This is a genomic window from Candidatus Sulfotelmatobacter sp., assembly GCA_035498555.1.
GTDB lineage: Bacteria > Eisenbacteria > RBG-16-71-46 > RBG-16-71-46 > RBG-16-71-46 > DATKAB01.
Map to the genome: position 1 here is coordinate 22,789 of DATKAB010000045.1, position 20,354 is coordinate 43,142.

General features: G+C 68.8%; 11 protein-coding genes and 2 tRNA genes. 12 read left to right on the forward strand and 1 reads right to left on the reverse strand.

From position 1 onward, the window contains the following. The first annotated feature begins 127 nt into the window (after nt 1–127). The 5 genes from VMJ70_03685 to VMJ70_03705 all read left to right on the forward strand — a co-directional run bounded on the left by VMJ70_03685 (nt 128) and on the right by VMJ70_03705 (nt 8,368). Complete coding sequence (locus VMJ70_03685; protein ID HTO90210.1) at nt 128–1,642, forward strand: ABC transporter substrate-binding protein; 1,515 nt, start codon at nt 128–130, stop codon at nt 1,640–1,642. Between the two features lie 175 nt (nt 1,643–1,817). Further along, complete coding sequence (locus VMJ70_03690; GenBank protein ID HTO90211.1) at nt 1,818–6,530, forward strand: C25 family cysteine peptidase; 4,713 nt, start codon at nt 1,818–1,820, stop codon at nt 6,528–6,530. 78 nt (nt 6,531–6,608) lie between these two features. After that, nucleotides 6,609–8,081, forward strand: coding sequence for a glutamate--tRNA ligase (gltX, locus tag VMJ70_03695; GenBank protein ID HTO90212.1), 1,473 nt, complete (start codon nt 6,609–6,611; stop codon nt 8,079–8,081). 92 nt (nt 8,082–8,173) lie between these two features. Further along, a tRNA-Gln gene (locus VMJ70_03700) sits at nt 8,174–8,247 on the forward strand. A 45-nt stretch (nt 8,248–8,292) separates the two neighbouring features. Beyond that, a tRNA-Glu gene (locus tag VMJ70_03705) sits at nt 8,293–8,368 on the forward strand. A gap of 89 nt (nt 8,369–8,457) precedes the next feature. Here the strand turns inward: VMJ70_03705 and VMJ70_03710 are convergent. Next, nucleotides 8,458–8,928: a hypothetical protein gene (locus VMJ70_03710; GenBank protein ID HTO90213.1), complete on the reverse strand. Its 471-nt coding sequence runs from the start codon at nt 8,926–8,928 to the stop codon at nt 8,458–8,460. A gap of 472 nt (nt 8,929–9,400) precedes the next feature. On the opposite strand from VMJ70_03710, the gene VMJ70_03715 reads away from it, so the two are divergent. The 7 genes from VMJ70_03715 to VMJ70_03745 all read left to right on the forward strand — a co-directional run bounded on the left by VMJ70_03715 (nt 9,401) and on the right by VMJ70_03745 (nt 20,307). Beyond that, nucleotides 9,401–12,004: a polysaccharide biosynthesis protein gene (locus VMJ70_03715; GenBank protein ID HTO90214.1), complete on the forward strand. Its 2,604-nt coding sequence runs from the start codon at nt 9,401–9,403 to the stop codon at nt 12,002–12,004. After that, a complete protein-coding gene (locus VMJ70_03720; protein ID HTO90215.1) occupies nt 12,001–12,960 on the forward strand; it encodes a polysaccharide biosynthesis/export family protein in 960 nt (319 codons plus the stop codon). The genes VMJ70_03715 and VMJ70_03720 overlap by 4 nt, the downstream gene beginning before the upstream one ends. Next, complete coding sequence (locus tag VMJ70_03725; protein ID HTO90216.1) at nt 12,957–15,212, forward strand: AAA family ATPase; 2,256 nt, start codon at nt 12,957–12,959, stop codon at nt 15,210–15,212. Before VMJ70_03720 ends, VMJ70_03725 begins: the two co-directional genes overlap by 4 nt. Nucleotides 15,213–15,291: 79 nt before the next feature. Continuing rightward, nucleotides 15,292–16,872: an oligosaccharide flippase family protein gene (locus tag VMJ70_03730; protein HTO90217.1), complete on the forward strand. Its 1,581-nt coding sequence runs from the start codon at nt 15,292–15,294 to the stop codon at nt 16,870–16,872. Then, entirely contained in the window at nt 16,869–17,861 is a 993-nt protein-coding gene (locus VMJ70_03735; protein ID HTO90218.1) for a glycosyltransferase family 2 protein, read from the forward strand. Before VMJ70_03730 ends, VMJ70_03735 begins: the two co-directional genes overlap by 4 nt. After that, a complete protein-coding gene (locus tag VMJ70_03740) occupies nt 17,858–18,871 on the forward strand; it encodes a glycosyltransferase family A protein (protein HTO90219.1) in 1,014 nt (337 codons plus the stop codon). Before VMJ70_03735 ends, VMJ70_03740 begins: the two co-directional genes overlap by 4 nt. Next, on the forward strand, nt 18,868–20,307 hold the full coding sequence (locus VMJ70_03745; protein HTO90220.1) for an O-antigen ligase family protein: 1,440 nt from the start codon (nt 18,868–18,870) through the stop codon (nt 20,305–20,307). Before VMJ70_03740 ends, VMJ70_03745 begins: the two co-directional genes overlap by 4 nt. The last annotated feature ends 47 nt before the right edge of the window (nt 20,308–20,354 follow it).

A 20,354-nucleotide genomic window follows, 5' to 3' on the forward strand; every position in this document is an offset into this window, starting at 1 on the left:
CGCAGGGCAACGAACCCACCGGCGATCGAGTCGGCCTCCGATCCGGCCGGCTGCTACACTGCGCGCGATGGAGTCGGCCAGGCGTACCAGGGAGGGAGCGACGCGAAGATCGTGCGCCGTGGGTGGCGTGCTCACGACGTTCGCGCTCCTCCTCCTTGGTCTCGCGCTCGGCGGCTGCGGCTCGCGATCGAGCGGCCCTGGCACCGTCTTCCACTGGTGGATGGCCCGTCCCGCGCCGAGCTTCGATCCCGACGGTCCCTGGGACCCCGCGCGCGCCGCGATCGAGCGCCTGCTCACCCGTGCGCTGGTGGAGGAGGATTCGCTCGGCCGCCCGCAGCTCTCGGCCGCGCAGCGCCTGACCATCTCTCCCGATCGGCTGCGCTACACGTTCGAGCTGCGCGAGGACCTGCGCTTCACCGACGGCTCGCCATGCGGCAGCGGGAATTTCCGCGAAGCCCTGCAGGCCGGGCTCGCCCGGCGCGACCACTCGACGCGAGTCTGGGAGCTGGGGGAAGTGCGCGGCCTCGAGGCGGTGCGCGCCGGGCGGCCGCTGCCGGCGCTCGGGATCGAGACGCCCGACCCCCGGACGCTGGTGATCCAACTCGCGCGGCCCGACTCGATGCTGCTCGGCCGACTGGCCGTCCCCGGCGCCTGTTCCGCATGGGCTCACCGCGACTCGGCCGACAGCTGGTCGCACGCGATTGGGCTCGGCCCCTATCGCGTGCTGCGCTCCGACGGCCTCCGCCTCGTGATGCTCGGCGATGGCGGCTCCGGGCCCGATACCATCGCCATCCGTTTCGGACTCGGCGGCGCTCGAGCGCGCGCGCAGCTCCGCGGAAAGGACGTGGATCTCATGTGGCCCTGCCCGCCCCGACTGCTCGACGAGCCCGCGCCCGCCGGCTACCGCGCGGTTTCCCGCCCGGCTTCGCCTTCCCGCTGGCTGGCCCTGGTGATGCGCGCCGACGTGCCGCCCACCACTCGGCTTCCCGCGCGCCGAGCGCTCGCCCACGGTTTTCCGCGCGGTGAACTGCCACGGCAGGCCGGCTACGGCGCTCGCGAAGTGAACGAATGGATGCCGGGAAGCGGGCCGGCGCAGCTGCCGAACCTGGATCTGGGCCAGCTCCAGAGCTGGCTGGAGCGCGGCAAGCTCGGCCGATCCTTCCACATCACCATGGCGTTCGATGCCGACGCGCCGACCTCCGACCTCGCGCGCACCCTGCAGGGGGAGTGGGCGCGCCATGGCCTGTACGTGGACCTGAAGCCTCTGCGCGGCCAGGCGTTTCGCGACGAGGCTTTGTCCGGCCAGGCCCAGGCCTTGCTGGTCGAATACCAGGCGCTGACCGCGGGCGCGCTCGGGAACCTGGCGCCGCTGGTCATGCCGCTGCGCGGTCCGGCGGTCGGGACTTTCCGGACCGGCTGGCGGACCCGCGAGTTCGACCCGTGGCTGGCGCCCCGGCGAGCCGCGCCGCCCTTCAGCCCGGGGTACGCGGAGCGGCGCCTCGAGGAGGAAACCATCGTGCTTCCGCTGGCGCAGCTGTCCTGGGCCTGGTTGAGCCGGGAAGGCGGGCCGGTCGTGTCATTTCACCCGCGCTTCGGGCCTTCCGGCGCAACGCCTGTGCTGGTTCCAAACGTCAAGCGTTAGACCGTTGACCCGGGTTCAGACGCTCTCTTATCTTTGATCCGACTCAAGTCTCAGCCGTCCCTCAGTTCCGGTCTCTGCAGCCTGAGATGCTCCTCCCGGTGACCGCCGCCACGGGAGCGCCTCCACCGGGCCGCGCACCCTACAGCTCTTGGATCCGACACCCGGGGAGCAAACCATGAAGTATCGCCGTCTGGCGTTCGCGACCATCCTGTTCGCAGGATGGGGACTGACGGCTCCCGCCCTGGGAGCCACGCTGCTCGAGCATGAAGTTCGATTTGGTCCCGATCGCGTGCGCCTCGAGAACCGCGATGGCCACGTGGGGCTCGTGACGCCGGGGGCCGTGCCCGAGCCGCGCGCCGGACGTCCCGATCTGCCCTGGTTCGGGGAGCGCGTGGATCTCCCGGCCGGCGTGAAGGTCGCGAGCGTCGAGCTGGTCTCGATCGAGACCGAGCCGGTCGCCGAGCACGTGACGATCGAGAGCGCGCGGATTCCGCAGGCCGGCTCCCAGGCGGTGGTGCGCAGCGCGCCCGACCCGGCGGTGTTCGCGTCTGCTCAGGCTCAGCCCGAGGTGCCGGTCGAGCTCGGCTATCAGGGCTACCGGCGCGGGCGTCACGAGGCCTGGCTCCGGGTCTCGCCGGTGCGCTGGACGCCGAGTTCCGGGCACCTCGAACGCGTGACCCGGATGGTGGTCCGGCTCACGCTGGTGGACGACTCGCATCCCGACATGGTTCCACGCGAGCGCGTGGTGAGCGAGTGGGAAGCGGCGGTGCCCGGCCAGTCCGCTCCGATCCTCGCCAAGAACGCGATCACCTCGCTGGCCCCGATCAAGGGCCACCCGCGCCGCTTCCAGGCCACGCAGATTCCATCGCTGCTCGGCAGTCCGGTCGAGTACGTGATCATCACCAACCAGGCGATGTCGGCACAGTTCCAGCAGCTGGCCGACTGGAAGACCCAGTCGGGAATTCCCGCGGTGGTCCGCACCATCGAGTTCATCCGCCAGCAGTATCCGGGCGCGGCCGACGACGCCGAACGCATGCGGATGTTCATTCGTGACGCCTATTCGCGCTGGGGAACGAAGTGGGTGCTGCTCGGCGGCGACACCGACGTGCTGCCGACTCGTTATGGCTACACCACGTTCTATGGCGGCAACTACATCGCGACCGATCTCTACTTCGCGTGTCTCGACGGCAACTGGAATGCCGACGGCGACAGCATCTACGGCGAGGGGTATTTCTCGTCGGACACGCCCGGCGACAGCTGCGACCTACTGCCCGACGTGTTCGTGGGACGGGCGCCGGCCAGCACGCCGGCGGATGCGCAGCAGTTCGTCAACAAGGTCTTCCAGTACAGTCGCACTCCGGTCGGCGACTACGAGAACACGATTCTGTTCTTCGCCGAGGTTCTGTTCCCGCAGGACTTCCATCCCGGGGACTTCATCACGCTCGACGGTGCCGAGCTGGTGGAGGAGGTCTTGCCCTATCTCGATCCCCATCCCGAGCTTCACTTCGGCCGGATGTACGAAAACTACGCCGACACCAGCTATCGCGCCGGCGCGCTCCCCGAGACCCGCGTCGCGGTGCTCGATTCGCTGGATCGCGGCTACAACCTGGCGGTCCACGTCGGTCACGGGTATCGCAACGTGATGTCGGTGGGCGACGCCACCATCGACAATGGCGATGCCGGCAGCGTGACCAACGGCAACCGCCTGTTCAATCTCTACGCGATCGATTGCACTTCGAACGCCATCGACTTCCCCTGCATTGGCGAGGCGTTCATCAAGGCCACCAACGGCGGGGCGGTCAGCAACATCGGCTCCACCAATTTCGATTTCCCGACCGCGGGGCGCGTCTATCAGGACGCCTACTTCCAGCTGGTGTTCGACGACAGCGTCACCTCGATCGGCGAGGCGGAGGCCGATCAGAAGCTGGCCTACGTGCCGTACTCGGTCTACGACGGCGTCAACCGCTGGACGCAGTTCACCCTGCTCCTGCTCGGCGATCCCGAAATGCACATCTGGACGAACAAGCCGCGAACACTGACCGTCTCTCACAATCCGGGCATGGCGGTGAGCGACAGTCAGTTCACGGTGCACGTCCAGATCGGGGCCACGCCGCTGTACGGAGCCAGCGTGACGCTCTACAAGGCCAACGAGGATCTCGAGACCGCCACCACCGATGGCGCGGGCAACGTCACGGTGCCCTTCCGGCCCGACAGTCTCGGCCAGATGACGGTGACCGTCACCGCGTTCAACTGCAGGCCGTATCAGGCCACGATTACGGTCGGCGCGAGCTCGCTGCCGCTGGTGGCCGATCCCACCTTCACGATCGACGACGACAACTCGGGTGGGACCTCCGGAAACGGCAACGGCATTCTGGATGGCGGCGAGACCGCGGACGTGCACATCCCGCTTCGCAATAACGGCGGAAGCACCGCCCCGTCAGTGACGGCGACCCTGTCGACCACCGATCCCTACGTCACGATCGTGACGCCAACCCTGAACTATGGGGCGATCGCGTCGGGCGCGATGGTCAATCCGAGCTCGGGATTCCGCTTGAGCACGCCCTACAGCATTCCGGATCAGCGCGAGATTCCTTTCAGGCTGACGGTGCTGGACGGTGCGGGACATTCGCGAATCGAGAATCTCCAGATCACGGTGCATGGGCCCGAGATCGAGCATTTCCGGCACACCGTGCTGGACGTGGGCGGGAATTCGAATGGGGTTCCCGATCCGGGCGAGACCGTGAGCTACTACCTGGTGCTCCGGAACACCGGAACCGGCATCGCCCCCGGCGTCACGGTCAAGCTGCGGAATTACGATGGGCTGGCGCCCGTGCTCGACAGCACCGCGACCTTCGGCGACATTGCGCCGGCGACCGACGTGTCGGGCGACGCGGTGACGTTCCATCTCAACAGCTCGGCCGCGAAGCTCGAACTCCGGATTTCCGACGCCTACGGGCTGCTTTCCACGCAGACCCTCGACATGGGGATCCCGGTGGTGCCGCTCCAGCCGGCCGCGGTGGGTTCGGCGACCAGCATCGCGCTCCAGTGGCAGCTCAGTTCGTCTCCCGACCTGCTCGGCTACAACGTCTATCGCGCCACCGCCAGCGGCGGGCCCTACAGTCGCGTCAACCCGGTGCCGACGGGGCGCACCGCGTATTACAACGACGAGGGATTGAACCCGCTCACGCCCTACTTCTACAAGGTGAGCGCGGTCGATTCATCAGGGAACGAATCGGGGATGTCGGCGATCTCGTCGGCCAGCACCAATCCCCCGACTCACGCCATCTTCCCGATCCCGATGGGGCAGACCACGCCGTCGTCGGTGGCGATCGAGCACGTCTATTCCGGCTATCCGCAGGACATTTTCGCGGGCGCCGATGTGCTGTACGCCTGGCATCCCGACGGCAGCAGTCCGGTGGACGCCGACGGCCAGGGCACGACCTCGGGAGATTTCACCAAGCTCGGCAAGTACTACGCCGCCGGGCCCTCGATCGCCGACCTGGATGGTGACGGCATTCCCGAGATCATCGCGCCGACCTGGACGGACACCAGCCTCTACGTCTTCACGCCGGCGGGCGCATTGAAGCCCGGCTGGCCGGTGCACTTCCACGATCCGATCTGGTCGTCGGTGGCGGTGGGCGATCTCAACAACGACGGCCAGCTGGAAATGGCGTTCGGGTCGAACGGCTACAACTTCTACGTGATGAAGGCCAACGGCACCGAGTGGCTGAACGGCGATGGAAATCCGGCCACCACCGGCATCTTCAAGGTGCTGGGCCAGCCCTACAACTACGGCACCCCGGCGATCGCCGACATCAACGGCGACGGCTATCCGGAAATCATCTACGGCAGCACCGACGGCAACCTCTACGTGTGGGATCGCTTCGGCAACAATCTGCCCGGCTTCCCGGTCAACCTGGGCGCGGGCATCACGGCCTCGGTGGCGGTCGGACCGCTCGATGGGCCCGGCGACACCCAGCTCGAGATGGTGGTGCCGACCACCGGCAATCAAATGTACGTGGTGGAGCCCAACGGCTCGATCCGGCCGGGCTTCCCGTTCTTCTTCAAGGCCTCGGGCAGCAGCAAGAGCCCATCGCCGGCGCTGGCCGACATGAACGGGGATGGCTTCCTCGACATCGTGGCTGCTTCGACCAACGGCGGCATCTATGTCGTCGATCGCAACGGCGGTCTGGTGTTCCCGTGGTCGAACATCCGCTACAGCTCCCTCACCAACGGTGCTTCCGAGAGCAGCCCGGTGGTCGCCGACATCAACGGCGACGGCCTGCCCGACGTGATCATGGGCGGGGAGGACCAGACCCTCGCCGCGCTGGGGAACAACGGGCAGATGCTGCCGGGCTTCCCGATCGTGCTGGGGGGCGAGATCCGCGGCACGCCAGCGGTGTGCGACTGCGACGGCGACGGCAAGACCGAGATCGTGCTGGCCGGCTGGGACAAGCTGCTGCACGTCTGGGACTACGACTTCCAGTTCTCGCCGGGACACGTTCCGCCATGGCCGCAGTTCCATCACGACGCGCGGCGCACCGGGCTCGCCACCACTCCGATCCTGACCGGTGTGAACGATCCCGCGAGTGCGGCGCCCGCGGCGGTGGAGTTCGCGATCCCGGCGCCCAATCCGGCGCGCACCGGGACGCGGTTCGACTACGCGATTCCGTCGGATCGGGCCGGCCAGTCGCTCGACCTCTCGATCTACGACTTGAGCGGCCGCCGCGTGCGCACTCTGGCTTCGGGGCCCGCCAAGGCCGGCCGTTTCACCGCACGTTGGGACCTGCGCTCCGACGCCGGCTCGGTTTCGCGCACCGGCGTCTACTTCGCCCGCTTCCGCCTCGGCTCGGAAGAGCGCGCACACAAGCTCGTCGTCATGGAGTGAGCGCGTTCGACATCGCTTGACCGCGCGCGGCGCGCCCCCTAGGGTGGCGCGCCGCCGCGTTTATCCCGGGGACATTCGATGAGCGTCCGCGTTCGATTCGCGCCGAGCCCGACCGGTCACCTGCACGTGGGCGGCGCGCGCACCGCGCTGTTCAACTACCTCTTCGCTCGCGCGAAGGGCGGCGTCTTCGTCCTGCGCATCGAAGATACCGACGTCGCTCGCTCGACCGACGAATCGCTCTCGGGGATTCTCCAGAGTCTGCGCTGGCTCGGCCTCGGCTGGGACGAAGGCCCCGGCGCCGGCGGCGATCACGGCCCCTACCTCCAATCGGAACGCGCCGCGTACTACCGCCGGCACGCCGACGCGCTGCTCGAAGCCGGGCGCGCCTATCCCTGCTTCTGCACGCCGGAAGAGCTCGAAGCGCGCCGCCAGCGCCAGCTCGAGCGCGGCGAGCCGCCCCGTTACGACGGCCGCTGCCGCGGGCTGGATGCCGCGGCGCGAGCGGCGCAGCGGGCGGCCGGCCGCAAGTCGGCGCTTCGATTCGCGCTCGACGCGTCGGGGGAGACGGGCTGGGACGACGTGGTGCGCGGGCGAGTCGCGTTCCAGAACGAGGTGCTCGACGATTTCGTGCTGCTGCGCTCGGACGGCGGCCCCACCTACAATTTCGCGTGCGTGGTCGATGACCACGAAATGGAGATCAGTCACGTGATCCGCGGCGACGATCACATCTCCAACACGCCGCGGCAGATCCTGCTGTATCGGGCGTTCGGCTGGCCGACGCCGGTCTTCGCGCACGTCCCGATGATCCTCGGCCACGACGGCTCACGGTTGTCGAAGCGCCACGGCGCGACCTCGGTCGAGGCGTTCGGCGAGCTGGGTTACGTGGCTCCGGCCCTGGTCAACTTCCTGGCGCTGCTCGGCTGGTCCTACGACGGACAGCGCGAGCTGTTCACCCTGGGCGAGCTCGAGCGCGTGTTCTCGCTCGAGCGGGTGGGCACGAATCCCGCGATCTTCAATCTCGAGAAACTCGAATGGATGAACGGACAGTACCTGAAGCAGATGAGTGTCGACGAACGCACGCGTCTCGCGGTCGATTGGCTCGAGCGACATGGTTACGATCTGAGCGGTCGCGCCGCGGAGTGGAAGGCGACGCTGATCGGCTCGATCGGCGACCGCTTGAAGACCCTGGCCGACGCCGAACGTTACGGCGCATTCGCGCTGCGTGAAGAGCTGGAAATGGATCCCACGGCATGGTCCGAGCTGATCGGCAAGGACGAGGTCGGGCCGCGTCTCGAATCCCTCGCCTCGCGGCTCGAGGCGCTGGCCGAGTTCTCGCTCGCCGAGACCGAGCGCGTGACGCGCTCGCTCGCCGCCGAGCTCGGCCTCAAGGCCGGCGAGCTGATCGGGATCGCGCGCGTGGCGCTCACCGGGAAGAAGGTGAGTCCCGGAATCTTCGAGGTGATGTGGCTGTTGGGGCGCGATCGCTGTCTGGCGCGACTCCGCTCGGCGGCGCGAGGATGGAGCGAAGCGCGCGCCGGTTCGAGCGCGTGAGCGCGATCCGCGGGCCCCGCGCCAGGCAACGAAACAGGCCGCCGGTCTTGCTGGGTCCGGAGGCCTTTGCTAGATTCCCGGGCCGTTTCTGCTGCCCGGTGGTGTAACGGTAGCACGACTGGCTCTGGACCAGTTAGTCGAGGTTCGAATCCTTGCCGGGCAGCCACCTCGCATCGCAGCGGCCGACGCGGCTCGCCACCCAGACAATCGAGGCGCTATCGTCTAGGGGTCCAGGACAGGTGGTTCTCAGCCATCAGACCGGGGTTCGAATCCCCGTAGCGCTACCATTTGCAGCACGCCGCGAACCCGCCGGGCTCCTTCGCCCCGGCGGGTTCCGTCGTTGAGACGGATTCACGCGTTCGTTCCGCTCACTTCTTCACTTCTCCGGATGATCGAGGGTGCGAAGCCGGGGGATGTCGTTCTCGTCAACCCAGAGGCTCGCGCGACTGCGGCCGTCGGCGCCGAATAGCGACAGGCGCGGCGTTCCCTCGGGCAGCACCGCCAGCTCGACGCGGCGCGTGTACAGGGTGTCGAGCATGCGCAGGCTGAGCGTTCCGTCGCGACGCAGCGCCCACAGCGCGCGCGCCTTTCCGCGGTCGTCGTTGAGACGGAACGCCGGAGTGCCGTCCGCCCACAGCGACCATTCGGCGCGTGGCGGCTGCCCGGGCTCGCGCAGCACGATGCGGCGCGCCGAGTATTCGCCGGTGCCGGGCAGAATACGTTGAGCGACCTCGAGCACCGCGAGCAGGATCAGCAGGATGACGATTCCGGCCCAGCGCTCCTCCCGGCGCTCGAGCCGGGCGAGGCGCTCGTCCATGTCGAGCGCCGGGTGTTCGGGTGTGGGCATGAGGAGGTCTCCATCGAGTGGGGCTGCCGGAACTCTCGCGTCCACCGAAGCTTCGCGGGACGCAGAGCGCGAGCCGTGACACGCTGCGCAATCTGCCACAGCGACGCGCAAATTGCATGACGTAACGGGGCTAACGCTTTATGGGGCAGTCCATTGACAGCCCGTTCGGGGGTCCCTACAATCGCCCTCGTCCGAGCTTGCAGACCCTTTCGACGCTTGAAGTTCTTGTCATGACGGGCGGACCTTCCGCGAAGTTCGCCCGCAGGCAGGCCGGCCGGTTCTCAGGACGCGACTCCCTCCTCCGGCCGGGCTGCCTCGATCACTCGGGCACGAACCTCGCAGGAGTCCCTACGACACCGTACGTACCGGTCAGGGCCCGTTCGACCCGCCCGAGGGGAAGGACCCCTCTTTGAGCGGGAATTCCGATTTGGCCCCCAAGCGAACCCGGCGTCCGGCGTCGTCGAGGACGCGCGTGGGCCTCAGGCAAACCCCGAGATTCTTCCTGCTCACCCTGGGCTACGCCCTGGTGGTGAACGCCTGCTTCTTGATCGCGCTGTTGCTCCGCTTCGAGGGCAGCATTCCGGCGCGCTACTGGCACGGCTGGCTCCAGGTCGCGCCGTGGTTCACGCTGCTGTCGCTGATCGGCTACCGCGTGTCGGGGCTCTACCACGGGCTCTGGCGGTACGCGAGCACCGTGACGCTCTTCCAGGTCTTCAAAGGCGCCACGCTCTCGGCGCTCGCGCTGTTCATGATCGACCTGTTCAGCCGCGATCCATCGTTCCCGCGCAGCGTCATCCCGATGATGTGGGTCTGGCAGATCGTCATCCTGGGCGCGATGCGGTTTGCCTGGCGCCTGTCGCGCGAGCGCGTGCTCGGACCGATCAGCAGCTCGCGCGCCGTGCGCACGCTGGTGGTCGGCGCGGACCCCACCGGCGTTCATCTCATCCAGGAAATGCGCCGCACCGCCGAGGGGCCCGACCACCTGGTGCCGGTCGGATTCATCGACGAGGATCCGCGGCTCACCGGCGGCCTGGTCGAGGGGATCAAGGTGCGCGGCACGATCGCCGACCTGTCGCGCGCGATTCAGGAAGCGCGCGCCGAGATGGTGGTCGTCTCCGACGCCGACATGCCGGCCAAGGTGGTCCGCGAGATCGCGCGCTTCTGCGCCGAGGCGAACATCCGCATCAAGACCCTGCCGGGCCTCTCCGATCTCCAGCACGGCCGCACCACGCTGTCTCAGATGCGCGACATGCGGATCGAGGACCTGCTCGGCCGCCAGCCGGTACAGCTCAACCTCGGCGAGCTGGCGGACTTCCTGCGCGGCCAGCGCGTGATGGTGACCGGGGCGGGCGGCTCGATCGGCTCCGAGCTGGCGCGCCAGGTGGCGGGTTTCGAGCCCGCCGAGATCGTGCTGCTCGATCACGCCGAGAACGGGCTTTACTACGTGCACCACGAGCTGGTCGCGCAGCACCCCGCGCTGCGCATTCATCCGGTGGTCGCGGACATCCAGGACGCGGCCGGCGTCGAGCTCGCGTTCCACCGCTTCCGCCCGCACGTCGTGTTCCACGCCGCCGCGCACAAGCACGTGCCGCTGCTCGAGGCCAACCCTCGCGAGGCGGTGCTCAACAACATTCTCGGCACCCGCAATCTGGTCGAAGCCGCGGATCAGAACGGCGTGGTCAAGTTCGTGTTGATCTCCACCGACAAGGCCGTGAATCCGACCAGCGTCATGGGCGCCTCCAAGCGGGTCTGCGAGATGATTCTGCAGAGCCGCTCGCAGCGGAGCCGCACGCGTTTCGTCGCGGTGCGCTTCGGCAACGTGCTGGGCAGCGACGGCTCGGTGATTCCGCTGTTCCAGAAACAGATCGCGCGCGGCGGACCGATCACGGTGACGCACCCGGAGGCGCGCCGCTACTTCATGACCATCCCCGAGGCCGTGCGTCTGGTGCTGCAGGCGGGGGCGATGGGCCGCGGCGGCGACGTCCTGCTGCTCGACATGGGCGAGCAGGTGAGAATCGTGGATCTCGCGCGACAGTTGATCCGCATGTCGGGCATGCGCGAGGGCGAGGACATCGAGATCCTCTTCACCGGCCTCCGGCCGGGCGAGAAGCTCTACGAAGAGCTGCACTCCGACGCCGAGCGCACCCGCATCACGCGTCACGAGCGCATTCTGGTCTGGGAGCTCGACGCCCGCCGCGAGGACGAGCTGAACCAGGAGGTCAACGAACTGATCGCGCTGGCGCGCCGCGGCGCGGCCGAGCCCATCAAGCACCAGCTCCATCGCCTCGTCCCCGAGTACGTCGAACCACAGCTCTCGCCGGTGCTGCCCTCGGAAGCGGCGGCGCCGGTCGTCGAGCTGCCGGGTGCGCCTCAGCCCGACCGCTCGGCCGCCTCCGAGCGCGACTGGGGAGAACTGGCGCGTCGCGTCGCGGAAGCCACCTTCGCCGGCGTGCTGCTGGTTGCCGCCGCTCCGCTGTGGGCGCTGCTGGTGTTCGAGGCGCGGCAGCGCGGCCATCGCGAGGTGCTGAACCACGAGACGCGCATCGGCATGTCGCGCCGGCGCGGGCAGCGCCGCGCGCTTCGCCGCGACACCGCCATCGATCGACGCAGCATCGAGCGTCGTACGCAGGACCTGCTGGGCGCGCCCATCCGCTGCGCGCGATTCCGCAACGATCTCGGGCCCCTCAGCCGGTTCGTCGCCCGCCGGCGACTCGACAAGCTCCCCTATCTGCTCAACGTTCTCCGTGGCGAAATGGCCCTGGTGGGCCCCAAGCCGGAGAAGGAGGAACTCGTGCTCCGCTGGGCCGGGGTGGTTCCCGACTACGACCGTCGCTTCAGCGTGCTGCCCGGCGTGACCGGGCTCGCGCAGGTGTCGCTGTGCTCGGACTCGGATGCCGATGGCGTGGCCCGCCGGGTCCAGTACGATCTGTATTACATTGATCACCGTACGCTGCTGCTCGACCTGCGTACCCTGTTGCGCACGGTTCGGGTGGTCTGGCAGAACCCTCGCCGGCTCTCGCCAGCCCCGCAGGGAAGAATCGCGGCGGGCGCCGCGGTCAAAGGAGTGACCCAATGAGGCGAAGCCGCAGAGCCGCGTGGCGGTGGTGGCCGGCGCTGATCGCCATGGTCGCGCTGGTCATTCCGGCTCGAGCCGAGGAGTACATCCTCGGTCCGGAGGACGTGGTGCAGGTTTCGGTCTGGCTCCATCCGGAGCTCGACAAGACCCTGCCGGTGGGCGCCGATGGCAACATCACCTTCGCCCCGATCGGCCAGGTGAAGGCGGGTGGGCTGACCGCCAAGCAGCTGGGAGACCGGCTGGCGGACCGCCTCTCGAGCTACCTGCGCCAGACCACCACCTGCACGGTGACCATCACCCAGTTCCTGAGCCGCAGCGTGTACGTGGTGGGGGCGGTCAACCGACCGGGCCGCTATGGATTCGAGACCATGCCCGGGCTGGTGGACCTGCTCAGCCAGGCGGGCGGGGCGGTCGCCGGAGCGGATCTTTCGCGGGTGCAGATCCTCCGCCGCGAGGGCGAGTCCCGTCGCGTCATCAACGCGGACGTGGCCACCGCGCTGCAGAGCGGGATCGGGACCGACCTTCCGGAGCTGAAGCCCGGCGACACGGTGGTGGTCAACACCTCGGGCGGGGGCGCCTACTCGGGCGGCCCGGGCGACGCGATCTCGATCATGGGCGAGGTGATGAAGCCCGGACTCTATCCGGCCGGCTCGGGCCTCGATCTGTGGGTGCTGATGGCGCAGGCGGGCGGATTCACTCCCAACGCCAATCTGAAGAAGGTCCGCATCATCACCCAGGCCGACCAGGGCTCCCAGGTGAGGGTGTACGATCTCGACACCGCGGCGTGGATTTCGGGCGGGAAACCGGTGCTGGTCAAGCCCGGCGAGGTCGTGTTCGTGACCTCCAGGCACACCAATCCGATCTGGGCGGCGTTCGTCACCATTCTCCCGATCACGCTCAACATCCTCAACGTCGCGCTGGCCGTCGAGCTGCTGAACGGAAACGTGCATCGATGACGAACGAAGCCGCACCCGCCTCGAGATCGAGCTTTGACTACCACGAGCTGCTGCGAGTGGCGTCGCGCCGCCGCTGGCTGCTGGTCATTCCGTGGGTCGCGGCGCTCGGTCTCGGAATCGCCGCGGCCTTCCTGCTCAAACCCGTGTACTTCAGCTCGACCACCATGCTGCTCGAGAAGGCGACCCAGCTGTCGGGGCCGCTCGGCGGCATGGTCGGGGGCGGCGACAATTCCGACCAGCAGGCCGAGGTGATGCGTGACGAGGTGCAGAGCAGCCTGTTCCTGCGCAGCGTCATCACCGCCGCCGGCCTGAAGAGCGATCCGGCGACGAGAGCGTGGGCGCTCAAACAGGGTGGACACATTCCCGGCGCCTCGGAGGACGAATCGATCGAATCGTTCCTGATCGATTACCTGCGGGAAGCCATCACCATTCGCCGCCAGCGTGGGAACATCTTCGTCGTGACGGTCGGTGACTACAGCGCCCCGCGCGCCCGCAAGCTGGCCGAGGGAGTCGCCGATCAGTTCGTGCTGTCCTCCAAGGCGGCGCAGCTCGAGGCGGTGCGCGCCACTCAGGAGTTCAGCGTCGAGCAGCAGCAGATCTATCGTCGGCGGCTCGACGAGGCCGAGTCGAAGCTCGAGGCCGCGCGTCGCGCGAACGTGGCCACCACGCTCACCGGCGGCGTCGTCACGGCATCGAATCTCCAGCTCGCCCGCTCGCTGCTCGACCAGGCCAATTCCGAGGTCGATGAGCAGAAGCAGCTGGCCGCGCGCCTGAAGGGGCAGTTCCCGAGCGAGATTCGGGAGAACGACCCGGCCCAGCTCTCGAGCGCCAATGCCACGCGGCTGGTCGCGCAGATCGCCTCACTCGAGAGGCAGCTGGCGACGGTGCAGCTCGGCCCCACCTCGGACGGCGGCGCCTCGGCGCGGCTCGACATCAGCCGCAAGGTCGCCGAGCTCGAGACCGAGCTCACCAACAACGCCGCGCGCGCGCTGCCCACGCTCGGGCCGGACTCGCGCGATCTGCTGGTCCGTTATCGCCTCGCCCAGGGCGACGTCGAGGCGCGACAGTCGCGTCGCGACTTTCTGAAGGACGAGATCGACACCTACGAGAAACGCACGGTCTCTGGACCCGATCAGGACCTGGCGATCGCGCACCTGCAGGAGGAGGCCGACAACGCGCGCGCGCTCTACAACTCGTTCCTGCAGCAGTCGGCGGCGGCGCAGATCTCGGAGGCGTTCCAGAACGCCAAGGTCAGCGGCCATTTCGAGGTGCTGGAGCCGGCCAACCTGCCGCGCACTCCGGGCAAGCCGAATCGTCCGGTACTGATCCTCCTCTCGTTCCTGGTCGGCGGCCTGATCGGCGTGGGCTCGATCCTGTTCGTCGAGCAGCACGACCAGTCCATGAAGAACGCCGAGGAAGTGGAGAGCCTGCTGGGTCTGCCGGTGGTGGGCGCGATCCCCCGGGTCGAGGAGCTGCAGCGCTCCTCGCGGCGTTCGCGCGGCACTCCGGCGACGCCCGGCGTCGCTCCGGCCACGCCGGCGCGCGATCGCGGATTGCTGCATCGTCTCAAGGTCGAGAGTCCACTCGGCCTGGAGTTCCGCCGCATCTATCTCAATCTGGCGCGCACGCGCGGCCGATCGCTGCCGCGCACCATCGCGGTGACCAGCGCGACGCGCGGCGAGGGCAAGACCACCAGCACGGCGTGCCTGGCGCTGACTCTGGCCCGCGAGCTGCGCGAGAAGATCCTGCTCGTGGACTTCGATCTGCGGAGCCCCTCGCTCCATCGCGCTCTCGGCCTGCCGGGCGCGAGCTGGGGGCTGGCGCAGATGCTCCAGCATCGGAATTTCGACGAGCGATTCATCCGCGCCACCGTGCAGCCGGGGCTCGACTTCCTCCCGGCCGGACGTAGCGAGCGGCCGGCCTCGGAGCTGATCGACACCGCCAGCGTCGAATGGTTCCTCGAGGAGGCGAGCTCGCGCTATCCGCTGGTGCTGATCGACGCGGCGCCGAATCTCGCCGTGCCCGACGCGCTGATCCTCGGCCGCGCGGTGGAAGGCGTGCTGTACGTGATCAAGGCCGGCAGCACGGTGCGCAAGGCGGCCGAGTACGGTGTCAAGGTTCAGCGCGAGGCGCGGGAAAACCTGCTCGGCGTCCTGCTCAACGACGTGGGCGAGATCCTGCCGCAGTACTACGGCTATCGCGCCAACACCTACGGGTATTCCTCCGAGGCCGCGGGCGGCGGAGATCACTAGGCGGCGGGCCCGCCCGCCGGTCCCGAGCGCGGGCGTGGCGCTTTCAGGCAGAGACTAGTCGCTTCGGAGGATCCGCGACGTGCGAAGCATCCGCGTCCTGCGAAACGTCGTCACCAACTACCTGCGCCTGCTCCTCGGCGGCCTGATGGGCTTCCTCATCACGCCGGTGATGGTGCATCTGCTGGGCGATCGCGACTACGGGCTGTGGATCACGGTCTTCTCGTTCACGGGCTACTTCGGCCTGATCGATCAGGGCATCCGGCCGTCGCTGGTGCGCTACGTCTCGCGCGACCACGCCCGCGGCGACCGCGAGGCGTTGGAGCGGACCATCAGCAGCGCGCTCGGGCTGTTCTCGATCGCCGGCGTGCTGACGCTGCTGGTCACGGTGGTGGTGGCGAGCGAGTTCCACCGCTGGTTCTCGGTGAGCGCGATCCCGGGGCGAGAGCTGTTCGAGGTCGTGATGATCGCCGGGGGATCGGTGGCACTCGGATTCCCGCTCGGCGTGTTCGGCGCCGTGCTTTCAGGGCTTCAGCGCTATGACCTCGGCAACGCGATCGGCATGGGCATCGCGGTCCTGCGCGCGCTGGTGTTCGTCACGGTGCTGCGCATGGGCGGCGGCCTGGTGCAGCTGGCATGGGCGTCGCTGATCATGAACCTGCTGGGTCACGCGCTCTCGATGGCGCTGGCGCTCCGGCTGCTGCCCGGTCTTCATCTGGGCCCGAGCCGGGTGGACCGCGCGACCTTGCGCGTGATCGGCGCCTACAGCGGGGTGGCGTTCGTCGGCGCGCTGGCCTCGAGCATCGCCTTCCAGACCGACGCGCTGGTGATCACCGCCTTCCTCAGCGCCGCGGCGGTGACGCCGTTCGCGCTCGCTGCCGGCCTGGTCGAGAACGTGCGCTCGATGGTCTACTCGGCCACGTTCGTGCTGTCGCCCACCGCCAGCGAGATGGAGACCCGCGGGGAGACTACCCAGCTCCACGCCATGCTGCTCGCCGGCGCCAAGTACTCGGTGCTGCTGAGCTGGCCGGTGCTGTTCGGACTCCTGATCTTCGGCGAGAACTTCCTGGTCACCTGGGTGGGGCCGAAGTACGCCACCGCGCATTCCTGGCTGCGATTGTTCACCGCGCACGGCCCGCAGGCCTCGGCCGGGCAGGTCCTGGCGATCCTGACGCTGCCGACGCTGCTGTCGCTGCCGCAATCCACGGCTTCGGCGTTGCTGTTCGGGGTGAGCCGGCACCATGGCGTGGTGGCGCTCTCGCTCGCCAACGCGCTCGTCAACCTCGGGCTGTCGCTGTGGTGGGTGCATCCCTGGGGCCTGGCCGGCGTCGCGCTCGGGACGGCGGTGCCGCTCGCGCTGCTCTCGGGAGTCGCGACCGCGGTGTACGCGTGCCGCGAGCTGGGACTCTCGGTGGCACGCTACCTCTGGGAGGGCATGGGGCGAGCCGGGATCGCGAGCCTCGCGTTCCTCCTGCCGGCCGCCGCGGTCAACGCGCTGTGGCATCCGATGGGGTGGATTCCTCTCGCGCTGTCGGGCGGAGGCTGCTGGCTGGTGTTCGCGGCGTGCGCCTGGTGGGGGGTGGTGGATCCGCCCGAACGTGCGCGCTGGGGGCGCATGCTCTCGGGTCTGATCGGACGGGCGCCGGTGGCGGGAGGCGCATGATGCGGGTCAGTGTGCTGCTCAGCGCCTGGAACGCCGAATGGTGCATCGAGCGTTCGCTCGACAGCGTATTCGCGCAGACGCGCGCCGCCGACGAAGTGGTGGTGGCCGACGACGGCTCCGAGGACGGCACCGTCGCATTGATCGAGCGCCGTTATGGCACGCGCGTGCGTGTACTGAGACTCCCGCATCGCGGGCTGACCCCCAGCCGCCGTGCTTCGTTCGAGGCCGCGACCGGCGACTGGCTGGCCGTGCTCGACGCCGACGACTGGTGGGAGCCCGCGAAGCTCGCGCGACAGGTGGCGTTCCTGGAGGCCCACCCGGAGCTCCGCTGGTGCGGGACCGACGGCGTCTACGTCTCGGCCGAAGGCGTGATCCGCGACTCGTGGTTCTCGGACTATTTCCATCCGGTGCACGAGCTGCACGGCGATCTGCTGCCGCTGCTGATCGAGCGCTGTTTTCCGCTGGTGAGCAGCATGCTGATCGAGCGGGAGGCCTACGCGGCGTCGGGTGGGTACGATCTCGCGATTCCCTATTCGCAGGACTACGCGCTGTGGCTCAAGCTGGCCTCGCGCCATCCGGGGGGCATGCTGGCGGAGCCGCTGATCCACTACTGGTCGAGTGCCGGTCAACTCTCGCGGCGGCTCGAGCCCCGTTATCGCGACGATCTCGCGCTGATGCGGCGCGTGGCGAACGGCGAGTTCCGGCGCGATCCCGGGCTGCAGCGGCGGGGCGCCGAACGCGCCGCGGCGATCGCGTTCGACCTCGCCATCGTCTGCCTGCGTGATGGGCGCGTGGACGAGGCTCGCGCGCTGCTCGCCGACGCGCGCCGCCACGGTCCGTTGCGGCGGCGGGTGCTGGCGTGGGGTGGCAGCCTCGCGCCTCGAGCCGCGCTCCGGCCGCTGATGCGATCGGGGCTGCTCAAGCGCGCGGTGGGAGGGGCGCGTGCCGGCTCGCCCCGCATCGCCAACTCGCCCGAGGCGGCGCCGTGAGCGCGCCGCTCGAATTCGCGGTGGCGATTCCGGCGCACGACGGGCTGCCGGACGTGCTCGAGGCGGTCGAATCCGCGCTGGCGCAGAAGCTCCCGCCGCGCGAGATCGTGGTGATCGACGACGCCTCGAGCGACGGCACCGGCGCGGCGATCGAGGCACGCTTCGGTTCGCGCGTGCGCGTGGCGCGGCGCGAGCTGGGAAGCGCGGCTGCCGCCCGCAATGCCGCCTGGCGCGAAAGTCGGGCGCCATGGGTCGCGTTCCTCGACGCCGACGACCTCTGGTATCCGGACAAGCTCGCGGTTGCCGCCGAACACCTGGGCGCCGTGCCCGAAGCCGCCTGGTTTTTCAGCGACGGCGCGTTCCGCACGCTCGAGGGGGCGTTGCATCCTTCCTGGCTCTCGATGTGGGCGGATCTCGAGGACGACTACGTCGGACGACCGGTCGCCGCGCTGATCGAGGTGAACTTCATCCTCACCTCGTCGGTGGTGGTGAAGCGCGAGCTGCTCGAGGCCACCGGCGGGTTCGACACGCACCTGAGCCACGCCGAGGACCTCGATCTCTGGATTCGCCTTGCGCGGCGTGCGACGGTCGCGGCCAGCGCTCGCTCGCTGGTGCGCTACCAGCATCGCGCTGGCGGGCTGACGCGCCAGCTCGGCGCCCGACTGATGGGAGACGTCACCCTGTTCTCGCGCCTTGCGGAAGACCGCGAGCTCGCACCCGGGCTGCGCCGGCGCGCGCGCCATCGCGCGGCGCTCGCGCGCTACAAGCTGGCGGTGGCGGCCCTGCGCGAAGGCCAGCCGGCCGCGGCGCGCGGCCATCTTTCCGGCGCGTGGCTGTTCCCCGAGCGGGCGCTGCCGGTGTCGCTGCTGGCCATGGCCAGCCTGCTTCCGCCGTCGCTGCTGGGTCGGCTCAGACGACAGACCTGGGCGACGCGCCCGGTGGTGGCTCCCATGGGCCGGCAGCGACGCGTGGCTCTGCGCAGCGCGGCCGCGGAAGGGGTGAAGTCGTGAGTGTCGAGCCTCGCGGGCGCCCGATCACGACCATCGAGCAGGCGCGCACCGACGCGCAGCGTCAGGCGCGCAGCTTCTCGAGCGTGATCGTGCTGATGGTGGGGATTGCGCTGGCGGTGCTGGTGGTCGGGGCCTACGTGTTCCTCGACTACCACCTGCAGCAGGATCCTCATCGGCTGGTGAAGCTCACGGTCGGCGGCTCGCTGCTGGCGTCCATTCTGCTGGTGCCGCACGTCGGGCTGTTCACCGTGCCGCTGCTCACCCCGTTCATCCTCTGGCTGCCGAAGATGCCGATTCCGGGCGTGAACACGCTCAACATCCTGATGGTCTCGGTGTTCTTCAGCTTCACCCTGCCCCGGGTGCTCCAGCACCAGCCGGTGTTCCGCAACGGCGCGGTCGGCTGGTGCCTGCTCGGCATCCTCGGGCTCGCCGGCATTTCCATCTTCCGCGGCGAGGCCTATCCCACGGGGTACGAGTACGACGCCGGCAAGGCCGGCATCGAGCTGTTTCGAACCGCGATGTGCTTCAGCGTGTTCTTCATCGCACTCGCCATGATCCGCGGTGATCGTCAGCGTCGATTGATGACCTGGGCGGTGGTGCTCGGCCTGATGGCCGAGGCGCTGATGACCATCAAGATGGGCCGCAACTTCCGCGGCCGTGCCAGCGGCTCGATCTCCCAGCCCAATGATCTGGGGGCGTTTCTGGCGATGTTCACGGCCTTCGCGGCCGCGGCGTTCTTCGGCTTCCGGCGGTGGTGGGCGAGGGGCATCGTGGCGCTGGCGGTGCTGTCCGGCTGCGCGGCCGAAGTGCTCACGGTGTCGCGCGGCGGCATCCTCGCGCTGGGGCTGGCGCTCGGCTACGTGGCGCTGCGGTCGTCGAGGGTGCTGAGCGTGCTGCTGCTGGTCGCGGTGATCAGCAGCCCGGCCTGGGCGCCCGACTTCCTCAAGGAGCGCGTGGTGGGAACGCGAGTGCAGAGCGAGGACTCGGACGAAGCCGAGCTGGAGAATTCGTCCGCCGAGCGCGTGGCGACCTGGAAGGCGATCGGCGACCTGCTCGCCGACCACCCGATCGAAGGCGTGGGATTCACCGGATTGAACAACGTGCTGGCCATGATCAGCACCACTCAGGCACTCGACATCAAGGACTCGGCCCACAACAGCTACCTGCGCTTCCTCGGCGAGATGGGAATCGGCGGCCTCGCGCTGTTCCTGTGGACATTGTGGACCTGCTGGTCGCTGGGCGCGACCGGCATGCGGGTGGCCGGGGACCATTTCAGTCGCCAGCTCGCGCTTGGCCTGTGCGGCGCGACGCTGGCCATGGCGGTCTCCTGCATGTTCGGCGACCGATTCTTTCCGGTCACGCTGGGCGGCAATTTCTGGGTGGCCGCTGCGCTGGTGACCGACGTCGTGGACGAGGCGAAGAAGAGGCCGGCATGAGCGGGCGGTTGCTACGCTGGCTTCTGAGCCTGTGGCCGCGCTCATCG

Excerpts from the sequence above, each read along its gene's own strand:
- VMJ70_03725 (HTO90216.1), top strand. The coding sequence starts at position 12,957 with ATGACGAACGAAGCCGCACCCGCCTCGAGATCGAGCTTTGACTACCAC.
- VMJ70_03710 (HTO90213.1), bottom strand. The coding sequence starts at position 8,928 with ATGCCCACACCCGAACACCCGGCGCTCGACATGGACGAGCGCCTCGCC.
- gltX (HTO90212.1), top strand. The coding sequence starts at position 6,609 with ATGAGCGTCCGCGTTCGATTCGCGCCGAGCCCGACCGGTCACCTGCAC.
- VMJ70_03720 (HTO90215.1), top strand. The coding sequence starts at position 12,001 with ATGAGGCGAAGCCGCAGAGCCGCGTGGCGGTGGTGGCCGGCGCTGATC.
- VMJ70_03690 (HTO90211.1), top strand. The coding sequence starts at position 1,818 with ATGAAGTATCGCCGTCTGGCGTTCGCGACCATCCTGTTCGCAGGATGG.
- VMJ70_03735 (HTO90218.1), top strand. The coding sequence starts at position 16,869 with ATGATGCGGGTCAGTGTGCTGCTCAGCGCCTGGAACGCCGAATGGTGC.